At 65.2% G+C, this 24,781-nt stretch carries 16 protein-coding genes; 10 read left to right on the plus strand and 6 right to left on the minus strand.

Going from position 1 to position 24,781, the window contains the following annotated elements; genetic code table 11:
- Positions 1-3 precede the first annotated feature (3 nt).
- The 3 genes from U1737_RS08805 to U1737_RS08815 all read left to right on the plus strand — a co-directional run bounded on the left by U1737_RS08805 (position 4) and on the right by U1737_RS08815 (position 2,896).
- On the plus strand, positions 4-1,359 hold the full coding sequence (locus U1737_RS08805; protein WP_332796471.1) for a voltage-gated chloride channel family protein: 1,356 nt from the start codon (positions 4-6) through the stop codon (positions 1,357-1,359).
- A gap of 227 nt (positions 1,360-1,586) precedes the next feature.
- Positions 1,587-2,114 (plus strand): sterol desaturase family protein, encoded by a 528-nt coding sequence (locus tag U1737_RS08810; RefSeq protein WP_332796472.1) that lies wholly within the window; start codon positions 1,587-1,589, stop codon positions 2,112-2,114.
- A 41-nt stretch (positions 2,115-2,155) separates the two neighbouring features.
- Positions 2,156-2,896, plus strand: a complete 741-nt coding sequence (locus tag U1737_RS08815; protein WP_332796473.1) for a fatty acid desaturase — start codon at positions 2,156-2,158, stop codon at positions 2,894-2,896.
- Between the two features lie 56 nt (positions 2,897-2,952).
- On the opposite strand, the gene U1737_RS08820 is transcribed toward U1737_RS08815, so the two are convergent.
- Together U1737_RS08820 and U1737_RS08825 are read right to left on the minus strand one after the other, a co-directional pair.
- A complete protein-coding gene (locus tag U1737_RS08820; protein ID WP_332796474.1) occupies positions 2,953-4,599 on the minus strand; it encodes a glycoside hydrolase family 43 protein in 1,647 nt (548 codons plus the stop codon).
- An 8-nt stretch (positions 4,600-4,607) separates the two neighbouring features.
- On the minus strand, positions 4,608-7,178 hold the full coding sequence (locus tag U1737_RS08825; protein ID WP_332796475.1) for a glycoside hydrolase family 9 protein: 2,571 nt from the start codon (positions 7,176-7,178) through the stop codon (positions 4,608-4,610).
- 447 nt (positions 7,179-7,625) lie between these two features.
- Between U1737_RS08825 and U1737_RS08830 the strand changes: the two genes are divergently transcribed.
- From U1737_RS08830 to U1737_RS08840, 3 genes are read left to right on the plus strand one after another with little or no spacing between them, the layout of a single operon-like run.
- Positions 7,626-9,974 carry a glycoside hydrolase family 95 protein gene (locus tag U1737_RS08830; RefSeq protein ID WP_332796476.1) on the plus strand — a complete coding sequence of 783 codons (2,349 nt, stop codon included), beginning with the start codon at positions 7,626-7,628 and terminating at the stop codon, positions 9,972-9,974.
- Between the two features lie 58 nt (positions 9,975-10,032).
- Entirely contained in the window at positions 10,033-11,055 is a 1,023-nt protein-coding gene (locus tag U1737_RS08835) for an alpha/beta hydrolase (RefSeq protein ID WP_248521430.1), read from the plus strand.
- 8 nt (positions 11,056-11,063) lie between these two features.
- A complete protein-coding gene (locus U1737_RS08840) occupies positions 11,064-12,617 on the plus strand; it encodes a glycoside hydrolase family 43 protein (protein WP_332796478.1) in 1,554 nt (517 codons plus the stop codon).
- Between the two features lie 63 nt (positions 12,618-12,680).
- On the opposite strand, the gene U1737_RS08845 is transcribed toward U1737_RS08840, so the two are convergent.
- Positions 12,681-13,982: an SLC13 family permease gene (locus U1737_RS08845; RefSeq protein WP_332796479.1), complete on the minus strand. Its 1,302-nt coding sequence runs from the start codon at positions 13,980-13,982 to the stop codon at positions 12,681-12,683.
- A gap of 95 nt (positions 13,983-14,077) precedes the next feature.
- On the opposite strand from U1737_RS08845, the gene U1737_RS08850 reads away from it, so the two are divergent.
- From U1737_RS08850 to U1737_RS08860, 3 genes are all read left to right on the plus strand, one after another.
- Positions 14,078-14,980 carry a hypothetical protein gene (locus tag U1737_RS08850; protein ID WP_332796480.1) on the plus strand — a complete coding sequence of 301 codons (903 nt, stop codon included), beginning with the start codon at positions 14,078-14,080 and terminating at the stop codon, positions 14,978-14,980.
- A 31-nt stretch (positions 14,981-15,011) separates the two neighbouring features.
- The gene (locus tag U1737_RS08855) at positions 15,012-16,292 is read left to right on the plus strand and encodes a DUF4118 domain-containing protein (RefSeq protein ID WP_332796481.1); all 1,281 of its coding nucleotides are present in this window, start codon (positions 15,012-15,014) and stop codon (positions 16,290-16,292) included.
- Between the two features lie 175 nt (positions 16,293-16,467).
- Positions 16,468-17,457: an endonuclease/exonuclease/phosphatase family protein gene (locus U1737_RS08860; RefSeq protein ID WP_332796482.1), complete on the plus strand. Its 990-nt coding sequence runs from the start codon at positions 16,468-16,470 to the stop codon at positions 17,455-17,457.
- A gap of 16 nt (positions 17,458-17,473) precedes the next feature.
- Here the strand turns inward: U1737_RS08860 and U1737_RS08865 are convergent, their stop codons facing one another.
- A complete protein-coding gene (locus tag U1737_RS08865) occupies positions 17,474-18,772 on the minus strand; it encodes a mechanosensitive ion channel family protein (RefSeq protein ID WP_332796483.1) in 1,299 nt (432 codons plus the stop codon).
- A gap of 340 nt (positions 18,773-19,112) precedes the next feature.
- Here U1737_RS08865 and U1737_RS08870 point away from each other — a divergent pair, with 340 nt between their 5' ends.
- Positions 19,113-20,486, plus strand: coding sequence for an alginate export family protein (locus U1737_RS08870; protein ID WP_332796484.1), 1,374 nt, complete (start codon positions 19,113-19,115; stop codon positions 20,484-20,486).
- A gap of 71 nt (positions 20,487-20,557) precedes the next feature.
- On the opposite strand, the gene U1737_RS08875 is transcribed toward U1737_RS08870, so the two are convergent.
- Positions 20,558-21,592: a family 43 glycosylhydrolase gene (locus U1737_RS08875; protein ID WP_332796485.1), complete on the minus strand. Its 1,035-nt coding sequence runs from the start codon at positions 21,590-21,592 to the stop codon at positions 20,558-20,560.
- A 116-nt stretch (positions 21,593-21,708) separates the two neighbouring features.
- Complete coding sequence (locus U1737_RS08880) at positions 21,709-24,543, minus strand: TonB-dependent receptor (protein WP_332796486.1); 2,835 nt, start codon at positions 24,541-24,543, stop codon at positions 21,709-21,711.
- Positions 24,544-24,781: the final 238 nt, after the last annotated feature.

The following is a 24,781-nucleotide window of genomic DNA, read 5'->3' on the forward strand; positions in this document are numbered from 1 at the left end:
TTCGTGCGCGCTACCTTCCATAATCTCATCCGCGAACTGCGTATCGCCGTATTCGTCCGCGACCGTCGCGATCACGCTTTGTCGGTCCTGCGCTGGGTGCTGGTTATCGTGCCGATCGCCGCACTCATCGGCACGCTATGCGCCGCGTTCCTGTGGAGCTTGGATGCCGTCACGCGACTGCGCTTCGCGTTTCCGTGGCTGCTCTACTTGCTGCCGCTGGGCGGTTTCGCGATTGGACTGCTCTATCATCTGACAGGCCGTTCGGCGGAAGGCGGCAACAATCTCATCGTCGAGCAGATCCATGAACCGGGCGGCGGTGTGCCGTTGCGCATGGCACCGCTGATCTTCCTCGGGACGGTGGTGACGCATCTGTTCGGCGGGTCGGCCGGGCGCGAAGGCACCGCAGTCCAGCTGGGCGGCAGTCTCGCCAGCGGCTTCGGCCGCGCGCTGAAGCTCGATGCGCACGACATCCGCATCCTGTTAATGACCGGCATCGCGGCCGGGTTTGGCGCGGTGTTCGGTACGCCGATCGCGGGGGCGGTGTTCGCGCTGGAGGTGTTGGCGATCGGCCGGGTCGAATATCGCGGACTGGTACCATGCCTGCTCGCCGCGCTGGTCGGGCATTGGACGTGCCTTGCCTGGGGTATCCACCACGGCGTCTATCGTATCGATACGCTCGTGCCGGTCGATGCCCTGCTCGTCGCCAAGGCGGGTATCGCCGGCGTGGCGTTCGGGCTGGTCGGCCTCGTCTTTGCGGAATGCAATCACGCCCTGGGCGGTTGGCTCAAGCGGGTCGTATCCTATGGCCCGCTTCGCCCGGTCATCGGCGGGATTGCGGTCATTCTGCTCGTCCATCTTTTCGGAACGCGCGACTATCTCGGGCTTGGCACGCTCGCGGCATCACCCGACAGCATCACCATCGCCAGCTTTTTCGGGCCGGACACGCATCCCTGGAGCTGGGCGCTAAAGCTTCTGTTCACCGTCGTGACGCTCAGCGCCGGCTTCAAGGGCGGCGAGGTGACGCCGCTGTTCTTCATCGGCGCGGCGCTCGGCAGCGCGCTCGCGCCGATATTCGGCGTCCCGACGGGCGTGTTCGCGGCGATCGGCTTCGTCGCTGTGTTCGCAGGCGCGGCGAATACGCCGCTCGCCTGCACCTTCATGGGGATCGAGCTGTTCGGTGCGACCTATGCCGTGCCGATCGCGGTCGCGTGCTTCGTCGCCTATCTGTGTTCCGGCCATAACGGCATCTACCTGTCGCAGCGCGTTGCCATTCCGAAGGTGTCGACCAACGGTCTCGCCGCGAACGCCACCCTGCGCGACGCCCGCGCGCATCGTGCCCTCCGCAGCCGACGTCCTTGATCGCTATCGTCAGCGGAGTCCGTTCGAACACGCGCCGGGAGCCATGACCACGCCCCAAGTCGACCCGCATCGCCTAAACACCGTAATGCGCAACCAGGGTTAACCTTGGACGCCTCCGAAGCGAAATTGTCCGCCGGCGCCCTCGCATCGACTCGTCGTAGGCGTTATATATGGGCCATGTTGAAGTCGCCCCGCCTGCTCGCCATCAATCCCGCCGGCCCAGTCTGATGGCGTGGTTCGAAAAACTCGCGATCGTCGTCTTCATGGTGTTCTTCATGGAATGCTTCGCATGGGCCGCCCACCGATACATCATGCACGGCTGGGGATGGGGCTGGCACAAATCGCATCACGAGGATCATGAAGGCTGGTTCGAGAAGAACGATCTTTATGCGGTCGTCTTCGCGATCGTGCCGATCGTCCTGTTCATCGTTGGGCTTTGGTGGGAGCCCTTGTGGTGGGCGGCCCTGGGCATCACCGTCTATGGCGGGATCTACGCCTTCGTTCATGATATGCTCGTCCATCAGCGCGGAGGCTTTCGTTGGGTGCCCAAGCAGGGGTATTTCAAGCGTCTCCTGCAGGCTCATCGGTTGCATCACGCCGTCGAAGGCAAAGATGGTACGGTCAGCCATGGCTTTCTGTTTGCACGCAAGCCTGCGGTGCTGAAGGCGCAGTTGCGGACGAATGCCGATCCGCAACGGCGTACCGCACCCCTCAACAGGGCGGCGAACGCCCAACCGTTAGACGCAAGCAAGTGAGCGCAGCGGCTCGTGATCGGCGAGATGTAATGAATCGGCAGATGCGTATCAGCGTCTCGCTGGCCGCCGCGATCGTCGTGGCGTGGCTGTGCATTCATGTGACCGGCATCTTTTTCTGGCACTGGACCTTGAGCACGGTGCCGATCGCCATCGCGATGGTCCTGGCCCAGACATGGCTGAGCACGGGGCTGTTCATCATCGCCCATGACTCGATGCACGGCGCGCTGGCACCGGGTCATCCAAGGCTGAACCGAGCGATTGGCGCGACGTGTCTTACGCTGTATGCATGCCTGTCTTATGCGACGTTGTTACCACAGCATCACTTGCATCATAAAGAGACGGGAACGGCGGGAGACCCTGATTTTCACAGCGGGGACCCCAGCCTCATGGGCTGGTTCATGCAGTTCTTCCGGACCTATTATTCTCACGGACAGATTGCGCGTATAACCGTGATGGCGCTGATCTATACCCTGTTGCTCGGCGCGCCGCTCGGTAACATCGTCATCTTCTGGGCACTGCCGGCCTTGGGTGCGGTCGCACAGTTGTTCGTGTTCGGTACCTGGCTGCCGCACCGGGAGCGGACGGAACCCTTCGTCGATTCTCATCGCGCCCACAGCGTCAAGGTCGGTCCGGCACTGTCGCTACTGACCTGCTTTCATTTTGGTGGCTATCATCACGAGCATCATCTGTTTCCGGGAACCCCGTGGTGGGGTCTTCCCGCGAAACGGCGTGACGTTGCCGCGCGAACGCCCGATCGCCAGCGGGTTGGGGATCGCGCGTAATACTCGCGACCCTCATCTCCAGAACGGCGTATCGGTCCCTGCATCGCCCAGATCGTTTACCGATACCAGGCGTAAGGGCCGACTAGCGTCCCGACGAAGCCGCCCGCAGTCTTGGTGCTGAGGAACTTTGCGTCGACGTTGCGCATCGACGTGCGTTTGCTCTCGGCACTTGTATAGTCGAACGCCAGCGTACCGCCGTCCGCACGGATCGTTAGCGATATCGGGCCCGAACCGGAAATAGGGGCGGACGCCACGAGCAGCTCCTTGCCCTTGTCGGCGGTGTAGAGCGCGACGACGGGCTTTCCGGCGATCCGGGTTATGCCGAAGAAGAGATAGTTCGCATCGCTTTGCATAGCCACCAGACCCGCGCGATCGCCGTCGGTGTCGGGTGCGAAACGGACGGTGGTCGACATTGTCGCCACATGATGGTGCTGCCGGCGTCCGACGAATGACGGTACACGCGACAGATCGCCAATCCGTCCGCCGCGGTCCAGCACGAGATCGCCGCCGTCGAGCCGGTAGAACGGCGTCTTCGGCGTTCGTACGCCGACCCACTGCATCGCCAGCGTGCTGCCGTCGAAGTTGTCGACATAGCCGAAGTCGCCGCTGGTCGGCAGCGGGCCGGGTGTGCCCGCGGGCAGCCGCGGCTTCGTCCCGACGAACGGTATCGGTTGTCTCTTGGGCAGGATGATCGGCCATCCGTCTTTCCACGTGACCGGCAGGAGGAACGTCTCGCGGCCGATATTGTAATAGTCGCCCTCGTACGGACGGACGCCCAGGAAGGTCGCATACCAGTCGCCATGCTGCGTCTGCACCAGCGTGGCGTGGCCCGCCGAGGTGATCGGATTGGGGCGGGCAGGGTCGAGATCGCGCTGGGTCAGGATCGGATTGTCGGCGTACGGCACGAACGGCCCGCGTAGAGACTTGGATCGCAGCACGACCTGCGAATGGTTGACGCTCGTGCCGCCCTCGGCCGCGGTCAGGTAATAATAGCCGTCCTTGCGGAAAATGTGCGGGCCCTCGATCCAGACCGGCTTCTTGGAGATGTCGACGCCGCCGTTGATCAGCTGCGTGCTGTCGCCGACCATCTTGCCTGCGCGCCAGTCATATTCCTGGATCCAGATCGCGCGGTGGCCGTCATAGCGCGGCGGCTCGGCGGGCGCGCGGTTGTTGACGATATAGGCCTTGTCGCCCTCCCAGTAGATCGACGGGTCGATGCCTTCGAAGGGTAGCCAGATCGGGTTGGACCACGGCCCCGCCGGGTCCTTCGCGGTGATCACGAAATTGCCTTTGCACTCGACGCATGTGTTGACGATGTAGAACACCCCGTCGTGATACGAGATGTCGGGCGCGAACACCGCCTGCGACGTTCGCATGCCGGTGAAGTCGAGCTGTTCGGGCCGGTCGATCGCATTGCCGATCTGCGTCCAGTTCACCAGGTCCTTCGACCGGAAGATCGGCAGGCCCGGATAATGCGCGAACGACGACAGGACGAGGTAATAGTCGTCGCCGACCCGCGTCACCGAAGGATCGGGGTAATAGCCGGACAGGATCGGGTTGCGGTACTGGTTCGGCCCGACCGTCACCTTTTCCTGGGCGTGGCCGTCATAGCTGAAGCGGCTGAACCGCGGCGCATCGCTGGCCATGGCGGGCGATGCGAGGGCAGCGCCCGAGAGCAACAGGGCAAGCGTTTGAAGTTTCATGATGGTCCTCATCGAACGGCGCCCCCGCGCACGGTTGCGGTCGGCTTTGCGCTGGCGGAGCGATTGGCGAGATCCTGCGCGGCGAGCGCGAGTTCGATCCACATCGCGCCCTCGGGAATGACGTATTCGTTCTCGCCCCAGAAGAACGGCCAATCCTCGTGGTTCTCGGGCAGGTCCGGCTTGACGATCAGCACGCCCGGCACGACGCCGCCGGCGATGAACGAGAAGTCCGCGCGGTTGTTGCCGTACGCGACTTCCTTCGACACGGTGCCGACGCCCGATACGAACGATATGTCGGATGCGGGGTGATGCCCGACCAGGAATTCCAGACCGCGGAACACAGCGTCGGCGGGCATGATCTCCGGAAACGCGGTGTGCAGCGCATAAACGTTGAGCGCGGTTCCCAGCACGGTGCCGCTGCCCGCCCAGCCGCCGGTGGTGATAGGCACACCGAACGGGTTGGCCTTCGCCGCAGCAGCCGTTGTAGCTGCATAGGCGCGGACCGCCGGGACCATGCCTTCGCGGTAGGTTGGCGGCATGAACGGGATCGCGGCGACCGCATCCCGCAGCGTGAAGGCGAAGCGCTTCTCCATTGCGGGCCATAGCGACTGGACGGCGGCGGCATAGCGCGGGTCGCGGGTGGACCGCAGCAGTTCGACGGCGGCGGAGAATTGCTCGGCCTCCAGCGGCCCACCGGTCGTGTTGCCGTGCTGGTACAGATCGGGCGCGTGCGACTGTTCCTCGGCCCAGGTCCGCGTCGCGATATCGAGCGCGTTTTTCGACAGGGCAGGGTCGACGTTGGCTAGCGCGCGCGAGGCCGCGGCTAGCCCCGCGATCGAGCCGTAGTTGAGCGCGGATGCCTTGGTCGTGAAGGCCCAGCGATCGTCGGGCGTACCGCTGCGTCCGCCCTTTTCCTCGCCGAGCTTCAGCGTCGGATCGTAGACCAGCCCGTCGGTCTTCGTGGATGCGTCGCCGAGATGGGTGTATTGCGCGACGTCGGGTTCGACGATGCCGTGGATCGCATGGCCGACCGCGTCGAACTGGGCGATCAGTTGCAGCGCGCCGTGGCGGATCTGCTGGACGAGATCGGGCGTGCCGTCGGGGACGTGCATCTCGGTCTTGCGCCGCGTCCAGTCGATCGCGGTGGTGTCGCGCGTCGGGCGCCAGCGTTCCCAGCTGTCGGCCAGCGAGCGGATCACCTGATATTGCGACTGTGTGCGGATGTCGTAGTCGCCCGCGTCGAACCATCCGCCGACCGCGAGGCCCGGTATGTGTTCGCCTGGCTTGAACTTCGTGTCGGTGGTCGGCCCCTGCGCGTAGAGATCGATATGCTCGTGGTTCACCGGTGCCTGGCGCGCATCGTCGCGGTGTGCGTCGCCGTGCCAGACCCGGTAGCCTTCGTTGACGAACATATGGTCCATCGCGACCGGAAAATAGACGTCGAGCGTCGGATGCCACGCGCCCGCATAGGCATCGGCGGCGATCCGGAACGGCGCGGTGCGGGTCGCTCCATATTCGAGCACATAGGTGCCGGGCTGCCGGACCGCGCTGAAATCGAGCTGCAAATAGGTATAGCGCAGATACTCGCCCCAGCGCTTGGCCGGCGCGGTGCGGATCGGCGTCATGCTGCCGTCCGAACCGACGCGGAGCAGGCGCGCGGGCAGCGTTCGACGATCGTTGCGGTCGAGTTCGATCGTCGCGACTTTCCGCGCATCCGGCGTGTAGCCGAGCTGCGAATGCGCGATCACCGGAGGACGCAGCCAACCGGGTACGCTGTTCGGCTGGATCGTCCATTCGAGGACCGTGCCGGTGCGTCCAGCAGGCAGCAGCGATCGGAGCACGAACCAGCCGTTCTGCGCTTGATTGCGACCGTCGAACAGCTGCACTTCGGCGGTGGAGCGGATCGTCACACGCCGGGCCGGATCCTCCGGTGCAAGCACGAAGCGGGTGCCCTTGGCGATCGCGGTCGGCTCGGCGCCGGGCCCTTCGGCACGACCGCTTGCGGCGTTGCGGTCCGGCGTCGCGACCATCGCGTCGGCGGGATAGATCGGGAAGGTGCCGGTCGCGTCGTCTGCCATATAGCTGTGATGGAAATAGGCGGTGGGGAGGAATTCCAGGTTGAACCCGGCCTTGCCGGCAAGCGCGGCTGGTACCGGCTGGTCGAGGATCACCGAGACGGTGACCGCCCCGCCGCGCTTTTCCGATCGCACCCGGTACTGCCATTTATAGTCGGGATATTCGAGCGTCACCGTGATGGCGCCAGTTGCCGCGTCGACCTTGCGGTCTACCAGACGACCGATCGCGTCCCACTGGCCGGGGGTTGCGGACAGGCGGACATCGCCATTGGTCGCGATGCGCTCGCCCTGCTGGATGATCTCGACGCCGCTGATCTTCGAATCGGCGAACAGCCCGTCATACCAGTTGGAAAAGACGAGCACGTTGGCGGCGGGCGCTTCGTAATAGCCGGCCGCATTCAGCGTCAGCGCCGGTGCTTTGCTCGACGGCTTTGTCTGAGCGATTACGGGTGCCACGGTGGCGAGCAAGGTCGCTAATACGCAGAATGCCGGTCTTACCGTCACTGGCAGATCCTCCCCAAGTCGTTGTGCAACGGTCAATCCGAGTCACATTTTGGCCAACTATAGCGCTAACAGCGAGCCGCGCCAGTCACTGTATCGAATGCTTCGATAAAAGGCGGGCATGGAGAATTACTCGACTTGATAGCGGTATCACATTATCACTCCGACAAGGACGCAAGAGCGGCCGGCGGAGCCGATTGTCGGCAAGGCCGAATACCGCCTATCCGCAGTCCCTGGGAGAAGAGGATGACCGGGTGATCGGCGATCTTCGTGATACGCTGCTTGCATCGATCGCCACCGGAGCGAGGTTGATGATGCCCGCAAACGATCGCGCGCCTATCGGCACATCCCGACGGCGATGCCGGGAATACGCGGCGATCATGCGGCCCCATACCGCCGCCTGGAGCGCGTCCTGCGACGTGCGTCTTCATGCTCGGTCTGGGCTGACCTGTGCCTAGCGATCCGTCGCGGCGCGATCTGATCGAGGGTGCCGCGGCGAGCGTCGCTGCCCTTGTCTTGCCTGCGCCTGCATGGGCGACAGCAGGGAAGGCGGCGGCGGGGAAGGACGCGCGGCTGTGGTATCGCCAACCGGCCGTCGCCTGGACCGAGGCGTTACCGGTGGGCAATGGGCGGCTCGGGGCGATGGTGTTCGGCGGCACCACGCGCGAGCGGTTGCAGCTCAACGAAGACACGCTGTGGACGGGCGGGCCCTATGATCCGGTCAACCCGGCGGCGCGGGATACGCTTCCGGAAGTGCGACGGTTGATCGATGCCGGCAAGTTCGCCGAGGCGCAGGCTCTGGCGAACGCCAAGCTGATGGGCGTGCCAAGAACGCAGATGGCGTATCAGCCGGTCGGCGACCTGCTGCTCGACATGCCGGGGATCGGCGCGATCGCGGCGTATCGGCGCGACCTCGATCTCGACACGGCGATCGCCACGACCAGCTTCATCGCAGGCGGCACGCGGTTCCACCGTGAGGTGTTCGCCGCACCGGGCGATCAGGTGATCGTCGTACAGGTCACCGCGGATCGCCCCTTCGATGTCCGCATCGGCCTGACGTCGCCGCATCCCGGCGCGGTCGTCTCGGCGAGCGGGGCGGTGTTGACGCTGACCGGGCGTAACGGCGAGCGCGCAGGTATCGCGGGGCGATTGAGGTTCGCGGCCCGCGCGCGGGTGTCGACCGCCGGCGGGACGATCGTCGCCGATCGCGACCGTCTGCACGTCCGCGGTGCGCGATCGGTTACCGTGTCGATCGCGATGGCGACGAGCTATCGTCGTTTCGATGACGTGAGCGGCGATCCCGAAACTGCGACGCTCGCCACGCTTGATCGGGCGCAAGCTCGCGGGATCGACCGTATCCGCACCGAGATGATCGCGGCGCATCGAACGCTGTTCCGTCGCGTAACGCTGGATCTCGGGCGGACGGCTATCGCTGACCGCCCGACCGACGAGCGTATCCGCGCGAACGATGCCACCGCCGACCCGGCGCTCGCCGCGCTGTATTTCGACTATGGCCGCTATCTGCTGATCGCGTCGTCGCGGCCCGGCAGCCAGCCCGCCAATCTCCAGGGCATCTGGAACGACCAGATCAAGCCGCCCTGGGAGTCCAAATACACGGTCAATATCAATACCGAGATGAACTACTGGCCGGCGGAGGTCACCGCGCTCGCCGAATGTACCGAGCCGCTGGTCCGGATGGTGCGCGAACTGGCGATCACCGGCGAACGCACCGCGCAGAAAATGTACGGCGCGCGGGGCTGGGTGTGTCATCATAATACCGACCTGTGGCGTGCGACCGCGCCGATCGACGGGGCCGAGTGGGGATTGTGGCCGACCGGCGGCGCGTGGCTGTGCACGCATCTGTGGGATCGCTACGATTACGGGCGCGATCTCGCCTATCTGCGCTCGGTCTATCCGCTGATGCGCGGGGCGGCGTTGTTCTTCCTCGATACGCTCCAGACCGATCCTGCGACCGGTGCGCTGGTGACCAACCCATCGCTGTCGCCCGAGAACATCCATCCGGCGGGGGCGTCGATCTGCGCGGGGCCGGCGATGGACATGCAGATCCTCCGCGATCTGTTCGATCAGGTGGGGCGGGCGGCGGCTTTGCTGGCGATCGATGCCCCGTTTGCAGCCCAGGTAGCGGCGGTACGGGCGCGCCTCGCACCCGATCATGTCGGTGCGCAGGGGCAGCTTCAGGAGTGGCAGCGCGACTGGGACGGGGCCGCGCCAGAGCCGCACCACCGCCACGTATCGCATCTCTACGGGCTGTTCCCGAGCGACCAGATCGATCTCGACCGGACGCCCGCAATGGCTCAGGCGGCGCGGCGTTCGCTCGAACTGCGCGGTGACGAGTCGACCGGCTGGGCGACGGCGTGGCGTGCGAACCTGTGGGCGCGGCTGCGCGACGGCGACCACGCGCACCGTATCCTCGCCTTCCTGCTGGGGCCCGAGCGGACCTATCCCAATTTGTTCGACGCGCATCCGCCCTTCCAGATCGACGGTAATTTCGGCGGCACGCGCGCGATCGCCGAGATGCTGATGCAGAGCCGCGGCGACGAGATACTCCTGCTGCCGGCTCTGCCGCGTGCATGGCCGACTGGTTCGGTGACCGGATTGCGCGCCCGCGGCCGGTGCACGGTCGACGTGAAGTGGCAGGGCGGCGAGCTGGTCGAGGCGGTATTTCGTGGCGAGCTATCGGGACGCCGCGTGATTCGCCTGGGCACGAGGCGGGTCGAGGTCGTGCTGACGCCGGGCAAGGCGGTCAGGCTGCGCGGTAGCGATCTGACGCGCGCATGAACAAACAAAGGGGATGTCCGTGAACAGAGTTTTCGTCGCAATCGGTACCGCGTTGGCGATGCTGTCGATCGATCCCGCATCGGCGCAGGTCAAGACGCCGGCACCGCCGCCCGTCGCCGGTGCGCGCCCGGTGACGATCGAGCGGATTACCGTCCACTCGCCCGCGATCGAAGGCAATCTGGAAGGTGAAAGTCCGGACCGGGCCGTGCTGGTGGTCCTGCCGCCGAGCTATCGCTCCAACCCGAAGCAGCGCTATCCGGTGGTCTATGCCCTCCACGGCTATTCGATCGGCGTCGAACAGTGGATCGGCGAGATCCATGTACCGCAGACGATCGAGGGCGCGTTCGCCAAGGGTGCTCGCGAGATGATCGTCGTGCTGCCCGACAGCAAGACCGCGCATAACGGGTCGTTCTATTCGAGTTCGGTGACGGTCGGGGACTTCGAGACGTTCGTCGCGCATGATCTGGTCGGCTATATCGACGGCCATTACCGGACGATCGCGGACCGTCGCAGTCGCGGCCTCGCGGGCCATTCGATGGGCGGTTACGGTACCGCGCGGATCGGCATGAAGCACGCGGACGTGTTCGGCGCGCTCTACATGATGAGCCCGTGCTGCCTCTCGACACGCGCGCTCGGCACGCCCGATGCGGCGACCGAGACGGCGATCCGCGGGCTGCGCTCGCCGGCGGACAGCGCGACCTTGTCATGGGGGCAGCGCGCGCAACTCGCGACCGCGGCGGCGTGGTCGCCGAATCCCAAGGCACCGCCGCTGTATCTCGATCTGCCGGTCAAGGACGGCGTGCCGCAGCCCGACGTGCTGGCGCGCTGGGCTGCCAATGCGCCGCTGGCGATGCTCGACCAATATGTCGGCAATATGCGGCGTTACGCGGCGATCGGGATCGACGTCGGCGACCGCGATGGGCTGAAGGACGATGCCGGCAAGCTTCACGAAGCGCTGGATCGCTACGGGATCGCGAACAGCTTCGAGGTGTATCCGGGCGATCACACCAGCGGCGTCGCGGGGCGCGTGCAGGACAAGATGATGCCGTTCTTTTCGCGCACGCTGGCGTTCGGCGAGTGAGGGTCGGGTTGGCAATCGCACTGGGGCTGATGGCGACGGTAGCATCGGCGCAGGTGTGGCGATCGGATCAGGGCGATGGGACGTTCCGCAATCCGGTGCTGTTCGCGGATTATCCTGACCCCGACATCATCCGCGTCGGCAGCGACTATTACTTCGCGACCACGACGTTCGCGAACACGCCTGGGATCACGATCCTGCATAGCCGCGATCTGGTGAACTGGACGCTCGCCTCGCACCTCGTCGATCGGCTGGAGGGCAAGCCCGAATATGATCTGAAGGGCGGCAACGCGTACCGGCACGGGCTCTACGCCTCCTCCTTACGCTATCACGCGGGCACCTATTATCTGGCCAACACGCCGGTCGGGCAGAAGACGCGGATCTGGTACGCGAAGGACGTGCGCGGGCCGTGGCGCTTTCACGAACTGGAGCGCGAGGCGTTCGATCCGGGGCTGTTCATCGAGCCGGACGGGCGCGCGTATCTGGCGACCGCGAGTACCGCGGACGGGACGATCACGCTGCTGACGCTCGACAAGGCGCTCGCGCATGTCACCGCGTCGCAGAAGGTGCATTACATCAAGGGCGCGGAGGGGTCGAAGATCATCCGGCGTGGTGCGTATTATTACATGTTCAACGCGCTGCCGCCGCGGTTGGCGCTCAGCGTCTCGCGGTCGCGCAGCCTGTTCGGGCCGTGGGAGACGCGCGACCAGATCGACGACAAGACCGGCGGGCATCAGGGCGCGCTGGTCGACCTGCCGGACGGTCGGTGGTTCGGCTTCGTGATGGAGGATAGCGGCGCGATCGGGCGGATGACGAACCTCAGCCCGGTGTTCTGGCAGGACGACTGGCCGGTATGGGGCACACGCGGGGCACCCGGTCGCGTGCCGCGGCGCAGCGTGAAACCGATCTTGGGATCGCCGTTTGCGGAGCCGGCGAGGTCGGATGATTTCGGGAAGCCGATGCTCGGGTTGCAGTGGCAGTGGAACCACAATCCGGAGCCTTCGCGCTGGTCGCTGACAGAACGGCCGGGATGGTTGCGGTTGAAACCGACGGTTGCAGCCGGGTTCTGGAGTGCGCGCAATACGCTGGTGCAGAAGGGGCAGGGGCCTGCGAGCCGGGGCGAGGTGAAGCTCGACATCCGCCATCTCGCACCGGGCGATCGCTGCGGGTTCGGCACGTTCGGGCAGTTCAGCGGGAACTCGACGGTGCAGGGCGCGGCGGGGGGCAAGGCGACGCTGGCGATGGAGGTGACCGAGGACACGGTCGCCGGTCCTCGGACCGCGGTTCGCGCCACCGCGCCGCTCCCGCCGGCCGAGGCGTTGTGGTTGCGGACCGACATGGACTTTACGACCGATCGTGCGCGCGTCGCATATAGCGTGGACGGGCGGCGTTGGACTGGCCTCGGCGGCGATTTCCCGCTGGCATTCGCGTGGCGGACGGGCACGTTCCAGGGCGAGCAATTCGCGCTGTTCTGCTACGCGCCGGCGGCAAGCCGCGGGTCTTTCGACATCGACAGCTTCACGTTGTCCGCGATGCAGCCCGCGAGGCCGGAGCGTGTCCGTTAGGGCGATCGACAGCTGGCGGAGGTGATTACGGCGTCGATCCTCCGCTGCTGTTGGATCGAAGCATCAGAACGGGAAAAAGATGCGCGTAGTGGTGATCGCGACGATCGCGGTGATCAGGTTGAGCGGGAGCCCGACACGCAGGAAGTCGGTGTAGCGATAGCGTCCGAGCTGATAGACTATGACGTTGGTCTGGTAGCCGAACGGGGTCGCGAACGAGGCGCTGCCGGCGATCATGACCACGACCAGGAAGGGACGGGGGCTGACCCCGAGGCTTTCCGCCAGCGCTACCGCGACCGGCGTCACCAGGACCGCGACGGTCGCGTTCGACAGCAGTTCGGTCAGCACCATCGTCAGGCCGTAAAGCACGATGAGGGCGGTCAGCGGACGGACCCCTTCGAGCGACGATATCAGCGTCGTCGTGGCGGCGCTGGCCAACCCGCTTTGCGCCATCGCGATCCCCAGCACGACCATCCCGGCGATCAGGATCAGGATCTGCGGGCGAAGGCCGCCATAAGCCTGATCGGCCGAGATGACGCGCAAGAGGATCAACAACACCGCGCCCGCGAACGCCGTCGCGGCGATCGGCGCGACGTTGAGCGCGGCCAGCAGGATCGCCCCCACGAACGTCGCCAGCGCGATGGCGGCCTTGGCCGGCTGAAACGGACGGCGTTCGGCGAACACTTCGGCATCGCCCACCTGTCCGCCAGCAGCGTCGATCGTCGTATCCGGACGCCCATCATCGGGATCGAGCATCCGCGTCCCCATCAACTTGCCGCTGAACAGCAGCAGATAGAGACCGCCGACCAGGGCGACGGGCAAGCCTACGGGCGTGATCTCGAAGATGCCGAAGCGGCTTTGCCCGGCAATGCGCGCCATGTCGTCGACGAGCAGGTTGGTCGACGTTCCGAGCAACGTGCAGCACCCGCCGAGGATCGTGATGTACGACAACGGCATCAGATAGCGCTTGGCCGATAGCTGCAAGCTGGCGGCGACGTCCTTCACGACGGGGGCGGTCAGCACGACGATCGGGGTGCTGTTCAACACGCTGGAGAATAGCCCCGCGATCCCCAGCAACAGCCAGACCCCCGTCGCGCCGAGGCGGCGGCACATTGCGACGGTGGCCTCGATCGCGCGATCGAGCAGTCCGGACAGTTCGAGGGCATAGGAAATGACGAAGAGCGAGGCGAGCGCGATGATCGCTGGGCTGGCGAAGGCGCCCTGGACATCAACCGGGCGAACCACGCCGGTCATCAGCAAGACGGCTGCCCCTGCAAGCGCGACGACGTCGGCACGAATCTTGTCCCAGATCAGCGCGGCCACCACGCAACCCAGCACGAGCAGTGTAACGATCTGGTCGAGTGTCATAAACGCCTCATTGGCAACCAGAACACGGCGCTTCCCATTCGGACTCTCATGCCACGCGGTATGGAGCATCGCGAGAATTTTGCTACAGTTCGCTGATGCACGAGCCATCCCCCCGCACCAGTCGCCTTGTCGTCGCCGGCTCGGCCGCCGCGATCATCTTGTTGGGCGGCGGCGGATTCCTGCTCGGGCGCAACACCGCGCCGTCTCCGCCGCCGCCAGTCGTAGCGCCAGCGGCGGCGCCGGTTTCAGCACCCGTGGTCGCGCCCAAGGCGCCTGTCGCCCGCGTGCTTTCGCGCGCCGATATCATCGAGATCGCCAACGCCGCTGCGGATGCGACGTCTTCGGGCGCAAAGATGCCCGAGCGAGTCGGCGCCGCGGAGGGCGCGCAATTCGATGTCGACCTGCCGTTCGGTTGCGATGGCCCGGCGGCTGAAAACAGCCGTGAGCCTTTCAGATGGCGGTATGATTCCGAATCTTCGTCGCTCAGGATTTCCGTCGCACCGGCGGTGTTCGATCCGGGCGAATGGCTGGGCAAGCCGTCATCGGATAGTGCCGGCACCACGCCCCCGGCCGCAAGCGAAGAGGCTATCGAGGGCTTCTGGATTGCGAGACCGTGGTCGTCGCGAGGCACGTGTGAAGCTGGCTCGCCCACGGCCGCGCCGCTCGGCATCGACGCCGTGACGCTCCCCGGTCAGACGCTGGGGCTCGCGCAGATTTTCACCGAAGAGGGCTCGAAAAACGCCCGACGGGGCGGCAAGCCTTATGAAAGCGTCCGTCGGATCGGCGAGAACGATCTGAAGATCGATCAGGGACTGCGGGTCCGGCTTCGCGGTCGCGTGGCGCGTTTCCCCGATGGATCGACGGTTCGGTGCCGTCAGCCCGCCGGCAAGGAGCAACGTCCGATTTGTCTCGTTGCCGTGAGCCTCGACGATGTCGGAATCGAGAACCCTTCGACGCAGGACACGATCGCGACCTGGGCATCGGCGAGCCGGACGTGACGCCGATGATCGTCGCGAAGTCCGCTGCCGCATGAGCGGTTACGAAGAGACTGGTCCGAACGCGCGAACCGCCGTCCCCGAAGTCGAGAAAATTCCCGAGACCCGTATCCTGGCTGCGGTCAGCGGATCGGGGAGCGGACAGCGGGTGGTGGAGATCGCAGCCGATCTGGCGACCGCGCTGGACGCGAGTTGGCATGCCGTATTTATCGAGACGCCCAAGTCGGCCCGCGATCCAGCGGTTGCACGACGGGCGGCAGACGCATTGTCGTTTGCGGTTCGTTATGGTGCCACGGTCAGCAACGAACCCGACGATGATGTCGTCGGCGGCCTGGTCGCGCATCTGACGACCATGCCGGCTGACCACCTGGTGATCGGAACGCCGTCTGCGGCGCGTCCCGATCGCTGGCGCCGGCGATCGGTGATGGCGTCGGTCCAAAAGCGATTTCCAGCGCTTACCCTCCACATCGCTCCCGCTGCGGACCTGGCGACGAAGAGCGCCGATGTGCCGGACGCTGCCCCAAAGCCCAAATCCGACTTGCGGCAGCATCTCTGGGCGCTGGGTCTCGTGGCGATCACGCTTGGCCTTGCCGAACTGGCCAGTATGCTACTCGGCGGACGACCGTTGAACCTGTTGTTCCTGTTTCCAGTGATTGCCGCCGCCGCACGCTTCGGATTGGCCCCGGCCCTGACTGCAACGGCGGCGTCGGTGCTCGGTTTTGATTTTTTCCTGCTCCAGCCACGGTTTCATCTCGAGCCGGCGGCGCCGGTCATGGTGGTCACGCTGGCTGCGCTGCTGGCGGTTGCAGTCTATACGAGCCTCGTCACCCAAGCGCTCCGGGACCGGGTTGCGCTCAGCGACCGTAGCGCGAAGGAGAATGCCAGGATCGCGACGTTCTCGCAGGTCCTCGCCCGCGCGGCGGACTGGGAGGAAACCGCCGGCGCGATCTGCGAAGAGTTTGCCGCCGTGTTGAAAGCCGAGGTGGCGGTCTTTCGCGAAAACGGCGGCAAGCTGGAGCGGGTCGGCGCGACGATCGAGCCGTTGGTGTGGGGACCGATCGATCAGGCAGCGCTCGAATGGTGCTGGGAACGGGGCGAAGCGGCGGGGCGGGGCACGACCGCGGTGGCTTCCGCGGAATGGCGCCTCGAACCTTTGCGCACATCGCTCGGCACTTTGGCGGTCGTGGCGTTCGCACGTCCCGATGGTCGTGACCCGATCAGGGCCGACCGGGGCGTCTTGTTCAACACCTTGATCGGCCAGGCGGCGCTGGCGCACGAACGGTTGATCCTCGAGGATCGCTTGCGACTTGGGTGATAGCGCTCGACGGGAGCGAAATCCGGTGCCGGTCGTTGGCCGGGATGTGCTCCGCGTCCCTCGTCGTCTTCAGTTGAAACATCTGGCGGTAATCGGCCTGCTTGCGGGCTCGACCGGCTGTGCGACATTGCCGCCGGCTCAGATGCAAAAATGCTTGCCGTCTTCGCGGGAGCCGGTGTCGGTATCGACGGACGGCACCCGCGCCAGCACGACGTTCGATGTCCTGACATTCAATATCGAGGGGTTGGGTTGGCCCGCACGCGGGAAGCGTGGTCCGGCGCTCGAGCAGATAAGCGCCGCGCTCAGGCAGATGGAGGCGCGGGGTGACTCGCCGGATGTCGTCATGGTGCAGGAAATGTTCAGCAAGGCCGCGGTCCGCGCCGTCACGGGTATCGGCTATTCCAACATGGTTTTCGGGCCGTCACGCACCCAGCGGAAGAGCCTGCCGGGCGCCGATCGCATGGGGGGACCGTATCGGTGGAAGAAGGGCGAGCTCGGCCTTCACATGGTCGGCTCGGGCCTGGCCATCCTGAGCCGGTATCCGATCCTCGAGACGCGCTCCGAACCGTTCGGGCGTCGGCGGTGCGCCGGTCTGGACTGCCTCAGCAATAAGGGTGTGTTGTACGCCCGCGTAGCGATCCCGGGCGTTCCGGGCGCGATCAACCTTTTCAACACGCACCTCAACTCGCAGCGCTCCTCGCGCGTGTCGCCCAGGCGTCATGCCCGCGCGCATCGTCTGCAGGTCGACGAACTGGGCGCCTTCATCGCCGCGGTTGGCGACCAGGATGTCCCGACGATCCTCGGGGGCGACTTCAACATGAAGGATTCGGCCATCCGGTTCGAACGATTCCGGAATGTGACGGAGCCGTTCGAGATCGTGCAGGAATGGTGCACGGCCAACCCGCTGCCGTGCGATACGCGCATATCATGGGATGGCGACGAGCCCTGGATGGATACGCAGGATCTCCAGCTCTTCGAAAGCGGTTCCACCGTCGCCATGACTCCGATCCGCGTCGAAGCGGTCTTTGACGGCTCGGCCGGCAGCCCTCGATTGTCGGATCATGACGGGTTTCGGGTCACCTACAGGGTGAGTTGGCCAACGAGCGCACGGTCTCGGACGGGTGTTGCGGGGTCGTTGCTGAGCTGTGGCGGGCGAGACGGCTGAGCCGCGCCTCCGGCGATTACCGGTTCGGTTTGGTCGTGGGAGCCATTTCCTGGACTGGCGGCACATGAAAGCGCAGATCGCGCTGCGGCACCGGGATGGTGACGCCGTGCTCCTTGAACAGGTCCCAGATGCGAAAGAACACGTCGCTCGTGACGTTCCCGACCCCCGCCTCGGGGCTGTCGATCCAGATTCGCAGATCGAACTCGACGCCATTGTCGCCGAATTCCTTAATCCAGCACACGGGCGCAGGTTCGGTGAGCACGCGCGGCGAGACCGACGCGGCCTCCACGGCGAGCCGTTGCGCCAGCCGAAGATCGCAATCGAACGATACCCGAAACCCGACATGGACCCGCACGTCCCGGCTCGAGAAGGACCAATTCTCGACCTCGTCGGTCATCAGCCGTTCGTTCGGAATCAGATGCTCCTTGCCGTCCCGGGTCAGCACCGACACCGCGCGGACACCGATCTTGTTGACCCAGCCGAAGGTATCGCCGACCGCGATGACGTCGCCGGGCTTGATCGATCGGTCGAGCAGCAGGATGAGCCCCGCGATCAGGTTGCCGAGCGTCTTCTGCAACCCGAAACCGATCGCGAGCCCGAACGCCCCGGAGAACACGGCCAGCGCGGTGAGATCGATGCCAAGAAGGTCGATGCCGACGAAGATCGCGACGGTGACGACCGCGATCTGGGCGAGTTTCTGGAACAGCACGCGTTGCGCCGCGTCGAGCAGCCGGGCCTGTCCGATCCAGCGCAGGATCAGCCCGAGCAGCGCGCGCGCGGCGAGGAACAGCAGGAGCGACAAGCCGACCGCGTTGACGATGTCGAGCAGCGAGATGCGGCGGCTGCCGACCCCCATGCTGGCGCGGTCCAGTCCCGCGATCAACGGGGTCAGGCCGCCCAGCCGGCTTGCCAGCACAATGAGGAACAAGGTGGCGGCGATCAGCGATGCGGGTCGGCTTTGCAGGCCAAGCGCCCGGCCGAACTCATAGGCCAGCACGGCGACGGCGATGCCGAGACCTCCGGCCAGGAGAAGATCCGCGCTCGGGTTCAGACCACGGACGCCGAGAAACGCCGTCAGGACCAGCGCCGTCACGCCGGCGCGGGAAATCGCCATCAGTCGCGGCGCGATCACGTCGGCATGGCGTGGCGCGAGGGCGGGCAGGAGATATCGACAGGCAAGACGCGCCGCGACGATTCCCAGCAGCAGCGCCATGCTCAGGATCGCGACAGCCGCGATCAGGTCATGGAACGGGAGCGCCGTCCACTGCTTCAGGTATATCTGCCACCAGGCATCGTGTTCCAACCGGTTCTCCAATGCGCGCTCCTCGGCGTCGTTCGCCCGACGATCATCCCGACAATCACACCGTCATGCACATCCGTTAGCCAGACTTGGCATCGCGGTCAGCCCTTGTCGTTATGCCTTATCCCCGCACGACCGTCAGCGCCATTTCCGGGATTTCAAAAAGGGGAATGACGCATCGCTGGCTCTTTATCGCGCTTTGCGGGTTGTGGGTGTCGATTGCTCGACTCCTGCGGGGCGGAATGATGCGCCGGGAATCGATGCGCGCGGGGAGGTCGACCATTTGGAAGACGGTGCGAGGATGGGGAGGGCGAGGAGCCCGGCAGTCCGAAGGGTGGACGGCCGACGATCGGCGTTGGGACGATCCGGGTATCTGATCGGCCTGATCGGTATTCTGGGCGCCGGCAGCGCGCAGGGGCAGATCACGGACGATGGGCCTCTCCACGCGGCGATCGGCGCGCCCGACGCCTTGCATCTTTCGGGAAGCGTCCGCGCCCGGTTCGAGGCGATCGACGGCCAGTATCGCGAAGATGCCGTCAACCGCGATCAGGTGCTGGCGCTGCGGACCACGATTTTTGCAGAATACGACACCGGACCGGTTCGGATCGGCGCGGAGTTCCACGACGCCCGTGCGTATTTCCAGCGCCGCAACTCGTCGGTCGGCACCGACATCGTCAACGCGCTCGAATTCTCGCAATATTATCTGCGGGGCGACTTGGGCGAAGCGTTGGGCGCGGGTAGCGACAGCCATATCAAGGCTGGGCGGATGACGATGCAGATCGGCTCCGAGCGACTGGTCGCGCGCCAGGGGTTCCGCACATCGGTCACGTCGTTCACCGGCGTCCGGCTGATCCGCGAAGGCGACGACGATCGCCAGTTCGTCGCCTTCTGGACGATGCCGACCGTACGCTTGCCGACCGGCGCACGCGCCATTCGTCGCAACAGCCCGCAATGGGACCGGGAGAATACCGACCTGCAATTGTTCGGCGCGTTCAACCGGGTTCCTGTGGGCCGCGGCGTCAGCCTGGAAACCTATGCCTATGGCCTGATCGAACGCGGCGAAAGCCAGGCCGATCGCAGCGACCGCCGTCTGTTCACCCCGGGCCTGCGCGTGTTCAACAAACCTGACCGCGGCGTCGAGTTCGAGATCGAGGGCATGGCGCAGTTCGGCCGCGCCCGCGATGGAAGCCCCGACAGCGGCAAGCCGGTACTGCCGGTCGAGGCCTATGGCGCGCATGGCGACATCGGCTATCGGTTCGGCGGTCGCTGGCAGCCGCAGCTTTCCGCGTTTCTCGATTATTATACCGGCAACCGCCGCGAGGGGCGGATCAGCCGTTTCGATACGCTTTACGGTGCACGCCGTTTCGAATTCGGTCCGACCGAGCTGTTCGGCGCCGCAGATCGCTCGAACCTCGTCTCCCCGGGTCTCCGCGTGAAGGCATCGCCCACCCAGCGGTTGTCGCTGATGAGCGACTATCGGCTGCTCAGGCTGGCAAGCGCCGTCGACCGGTTCAGCAACAGCGACGTTCGGGACGAAACCGGGCGCGCCGGACGCAGTGCGGGGCAGCAGGTGCAGGCCCAGCTCGAATATGACCTCGTTCCGAAGGTCGTCGCGCTGGACATCGGCTATGCGCGGCTGTTCAAGGGGCGCTTCTTTCGCGACGCACCGAACGCACCCGACCCTCGGGACGTCAATTACGGTTACGGCTCGATCATGGTCTCGTTCTGAGGCGCTGTGCCGCGCCGGCTAGAGCTAGTTATTCCGAAGGATCAGAGGGGCCGCGGGGTTCAAGACGCGGCCTATTCCGGCATGGGTGACGATTTGACCATGCCCGGCATCGCCGATCCGACCGACAAGAGGGTCGGGGCGTCGGTGCCGTCGGTCATGGCGACAGGCCGTATCGCGCCGTCGGTGCCATAGCGAACACGGTCGATCGCCACCTGGCGCTCGCCCTTCAACGATCCGGTACCGGATCGCTGCTCCCAACGGTGATATATGATGAGCCAATCGCCTGCGGCCGTTCGGACGAAGCTGTGGTGGCCCGGTCCCTGATGGGATTCATCGCTTTTAAGAATCTTTCCACGATAGCGCCACGGACCGATCGGCGAGCGGGCCGTTGCGTAATGGACCGAGTAGTCTGGGCGGTCCCAGTGGCCGTGGCTGTACGACAGGTAATAGACGCCGTTCCGCTCGTGCATGAAAGCGCCCTCGGTGAAGTTGGGAGGCTGGTCGACCGGGACTTCGCGCGCGAGACTGACCATGTCGCGACCGAGTTCCCACACCCGCAGCCTCGCGCCCGCGCTGCCGCCGGCATAGAGATAGGCCTTGCCGGACCGCGGATCGACGAAGACCATCGGATCGATCGCCTCGAACTGGCCGTTCGCCTGCCGGCCGCCGGTTACCAAAGGCCGACCGCTGTCGCGGTAGGGGCCCTGCGGTGCATCCGCGACGGCGACGCCGATCCGGCTCGGGGTCGGGTTTTGCGGCCCGACCGAGTAATAGAGATACCATTTGCCGTCGCGTGTCGCGACGCCCGGCGCCCACAGGAAATGCGCCTTGGCGCCGTCGTCGCCGATCCAGCGGATCTGATCGCGCCGCAGGATCTCGCCACGGCTGGACCAGGTCTGGAGATCACGCGACGAGAACGCACCGAACCGGTCCGCGGCCCAGCTTCCACCCGGACCGCCGGTGGGGAAGATCCACATCTCGCCGTCGATCATCATCGCGTGCGGGTCGGCGCCTTGGAACACCGGGTTGCGCGCAGTGGCTGCCGCCGCCGTAGCCAGTGCGACCCCGATCGCGCTTGCGATCCATGGTTCCCAACGCCGCGTCATTGCGCTGGCTGCGCATAATCGAGCACGAACGCCGCCTCGAGAACCGGGGGCGTCACGCCAATCCACCAGAAATCCGCACGCTGCATGTATAGATCTCCCATGATCGCCGTGTGAGGTCAGAACCGAAACCGTACGCCGAGCGAATAGGTGCGTTCGAGGTAGAAGATCTGGCGTGCGAACTGGTCGCCGGCGTCGTTGAACTCACGATAGCGTCGGATCGGGTTGCCCAGCACGTTGACGATATCGAATGCCAGCGTAACGCTCGGAACCGGCGTGACCGTTGCCGACAGATCGAGCTGTCCGCGCGCTTTCTCGATGACCCCGCCGGTCCGTTGCGCGCCGTTGACGTCGACGTCGAGCGGCTCCTGGCTGTAATATTGAACGAAGTCCGAGCGGAAATTATACGCGACCCGCGCGGAGAAGAACGGGCGCTCGTACAGCCCGACCAGATTATAAGTCCATTTCGATACGCCGTTGAAGCGCTGCTGCTGGCCGGCGACGTTGGGCGAGGCCGCGAGCGTCGAGGCGAGATCGCCCTTGGAGTCAACATAGGTGCCGTTGGCCTGGAGGCCGAAGCCCTTTGCCCAATTGGGGAGGCCGTCGATATCGAGGAAGCTCGTAAAGCCGACTTCGACACCCTGGAACCGCGTCGCGCCGGTGTTTTCGGGCTGCGTGAAACGTACGCGGCCATAAGTGGGGTCGGTGGTGAAGACGGTCGTGTTCGAGATGAAGCCCTGCGCATCGCGACGGAAGATTGCGCCGGTCAGCGAACCGCTCCGCGAAAAATACCATTCGAGGCTCGCGTCGTAATTGTTCGACGTCAGCGGCGACAGGTTCGGGTTGCCGGCCGTGATAGTACGCACGTTGCTGTTGGGGTCATTCGGGTTCGGCGGATTGTTCGGATCGATCGTCGGCGGTGATCCGACGGTCAGCGCCGGATTGAGATCGAAGAAGTTCGGCCGAGTCCGCGTCTGCGTATAGGCTAGCCGAAGCTGCAACTCATCGGTGGCGGCGACACGCGCGCTGACGTTGGGCAGGTAGTCGGTGTATTCGTTCTTCGCGGTGATCGGCGTTATGACGAAATTTCCGGGCGTCTGTTCGTCGCGGAGGAAGCCGCTGATGCGGTTCTTCGTGCGGATCGCCCGCAAGCCGACGACGCCGTCGACGACGACGCTACCGATATCGAAGCCGTATTTGACCTGGGCATAGGCGGCCAGCGCCTTTTCGTTCGCGCGGAAATTCTCCGACGGGTTGAATTCCGGTCGTCCTGCCGGCGCCCCGTAGAAGCTTCGCAGCGCGACCAGATTATCGCGGATGCTGCTCGACGGGATCGCGGTGAAGGTGCGGATGGGGAAGGTGTTGTTGTAGCCGAACCCGGCTAGCGTGGATTCCGTACTGACCGGCAGCGCGGTGATCGGCAGTTGCGCGGTCAGGTTGAAGATGTACGGCGCGCCGCGATCGCGGTTGGCGTCGCGATCATTGTAGCGGACGCCGAACTGCAACCGCTTCAACAGCCCGTCGCCGACATCGTACTGGACGTCGACGCGCGACTGGATGTCCTTGCCGCCGACCTTGGTATATTCCTGGAAGAAGCCGCGGCTGAGGTAGTTGGCCGGGTCGGTCAGGTTGAAGTCGCCCAGGTTCAGCGTCGGGCCGCCATCGGTACCGGGGGCTTCGAACACGACGTTGCGCACCGGCGAACTGCGGAACGTATAGTCGATGTTGATCAGGTCGAACGTGTAGCTGCTGTCGGTATAGGCCACGTCGCCCGAGATCTGCAGATTGTCATGCTTCCAGATCGCGCCGCCACCCGCCTGATAGGTGTTGGTCGTGCCGTTGGCCGACCCATAATAGCCGTCGGGCGCATTGGCGCCCGTGACGGTCGCGCTTTGCGGCACGTTGGCGTTGCCGGGACGCGTGGTCAGGTTCGTCAGCTGGAAGTCGGCACCGCCGAAGATCGGGACGAACATGAACCGGTTGGAGTCGCGTCCGCGATAGCCCTGGTACAGGCCGTCGACATAGATTTCGAGTTCGGGCGTCGGCTTCCACTGGAACGCCGCGTTGGCGGATGGCCGCCAGCGTCGACCGTAACCGAGGAAGAGCGACTGTGCGTCCGGATAGCGGACTCCACCGGCGGTATCCGGCGTGTTCGCGGAATTGGTCGTGCCGATCACCAGCGACTGCTCGCGCGTGGCATCGAGGAAATTGATGCCGACATAGGAGGCGTTGACGAGCAGGCCCATCTCGCCGATCCCGGTGTCCCACCGGTCGCTGACGAGCAGGTTGCCGTTCCACGACATCTTGCCCGATTGCTGCCAGTTCACGCCGTTCAACGACCCCGACAGTTCGAAGCCGTTGAAATCGAATGGCCGGCGACCGCGAACGTTGACCTGCCCGCCGATGCCGCCCTCGATCAGGTTGGCGGTACCCGATTTATAGACTTCGAGCGCGGCGACCGTGCCGGCGGGGAAATCCTGGATCTGGACGAAGCGGCCTTCCGCGGTGAAGATCTCGCGGCCGTTATAGGTCGTGCTGAGATCGGGCAGTCCGCGCACCGTGACACCCGCCGACTCGCCGCCACCACGCGTCACCTGCACGCCCGACACCCGCGCGAGTGCGGACGACGCGAACGTGTCCGGCAGCTTGCCGATGTCCTCGGCGACGATCGCATCGACGATGCCGTCGGAATTGCGCTTGATCGCCTGCGCCGACTGGAGGCTGCGACGAAGGCCGGTCACGACGATCTCGTCACCGCCCTCGGTCGGGCTTTCCTGGACCGACGGCTGTGGTGCGGCGGGGTTGGCATTCTGGTCCGACGCCGTTGTCGGCTTGGGCAGATCCTGGCCGCCGGCCCTGGCCTGCGTGGCATCGGACGTCTGTGCGGTTGCCGGCGCCGTCGTGGCGATCGCTACGGCGGCCACGGATGCGCAAAGGCGTGCTTTCGCGTTCATGTCTCTCTCCCCCTCAGTGTCGCTGGTTTTCCATACGACTTGCCGCCACGCTAAAACGATCAAACCGCGCAATCAATCCTTTTTGTAGGACAAGAGCGATGGATTCCTCGCGGGGTCTTGTTGATCCGATACCTGGCCCGCTAGAGTTGTTCAGGATGCGGAAAAAGCACCGCGGTGAGGCCGCTGCGTATCGTCGATACGGCGCGCGACAAACCCGTTGAACAGGAGAGGAACGCCC

It is taken from the genome of Sphingomonas fucosidasi (assembly GCF_036663855.1).
In the GTDB taxonomy this organism is placed as follows: Bacteria; Pseudomonadota; Alphaproteobacteria; order Sphingomonadales; family Sphingomonadaceae; genus Sphingomonas; species Sphingomonas faeni_B.

Excerpts from the sequence above, each read along its gene's own strand:
- U1737_RS08810 (WP_332796472.1), top strand. The coding sequence starts at position 1,587 with ATGGCGTGGTTCGAAAAACTCGCGATCGTCGTCTTCATGGTGTTCTTC.
- U1737_RS08815 (WP_332796473.1), top strand. The coding sequence starts at position 2,156 with ATGCGTATCAGCGTCTCGCTGGCCGCCGCGATCGTCGTGGCGTGGCTG.
- U1737_RS08820 (WP_332796474.1), bottom strand. The coding sequence starts at position 4,599 with ATGAAACTTCAAACGCTTGCCCTGTTGCTCTCGGGCGCTGCCCTCGCA.
- U1737_RS08835 (WP_248521430.1), top strand. The coding sequence starts at position 10,033 with ATGCTGTCGATCGATCCCGCATCGGCGCAGGTCAAGACGCCGGCACCG.
- U1737_RS08845 (WP_332796479.1), bottom strand. The coding sequence starts at position 13,982 with ATGACACTCGACCAGATCGTTACACTGCTCGTGCTGGGTTGCGTGGTG.
- U1737_RS08850 (WP_332796480.1), top strand. The coding sequence starts at position 14,078 with ATGCACGAGCCATCCCCCCGCACCAGTCGCCTTGTCGTCGCCGGCTCG.
- U1737_RS08855 (WP_332796481.1), top strand. The coding sequence starts at position 15,012 with ATGAGCGGTTACGAAGAGACTGGTCCGAACGCGCGAACCGCCGTCCCC.
- U1737_RS08875 (WP_332796485.1), bottom strand. The coding sequence starts at position 21,592 with ATGACGCGGCGTTGGGAACCATGGATCGCAAGCGCGATCGGGGTCGCA.
- U1737_RS08880 (WP_332796486.1), bottom strand. The coding sequence starts at position 24,543 with ATGAACGCGAAAGCACGCCTTTGCGCATCCGTGGCCGCCGTAGCGATC.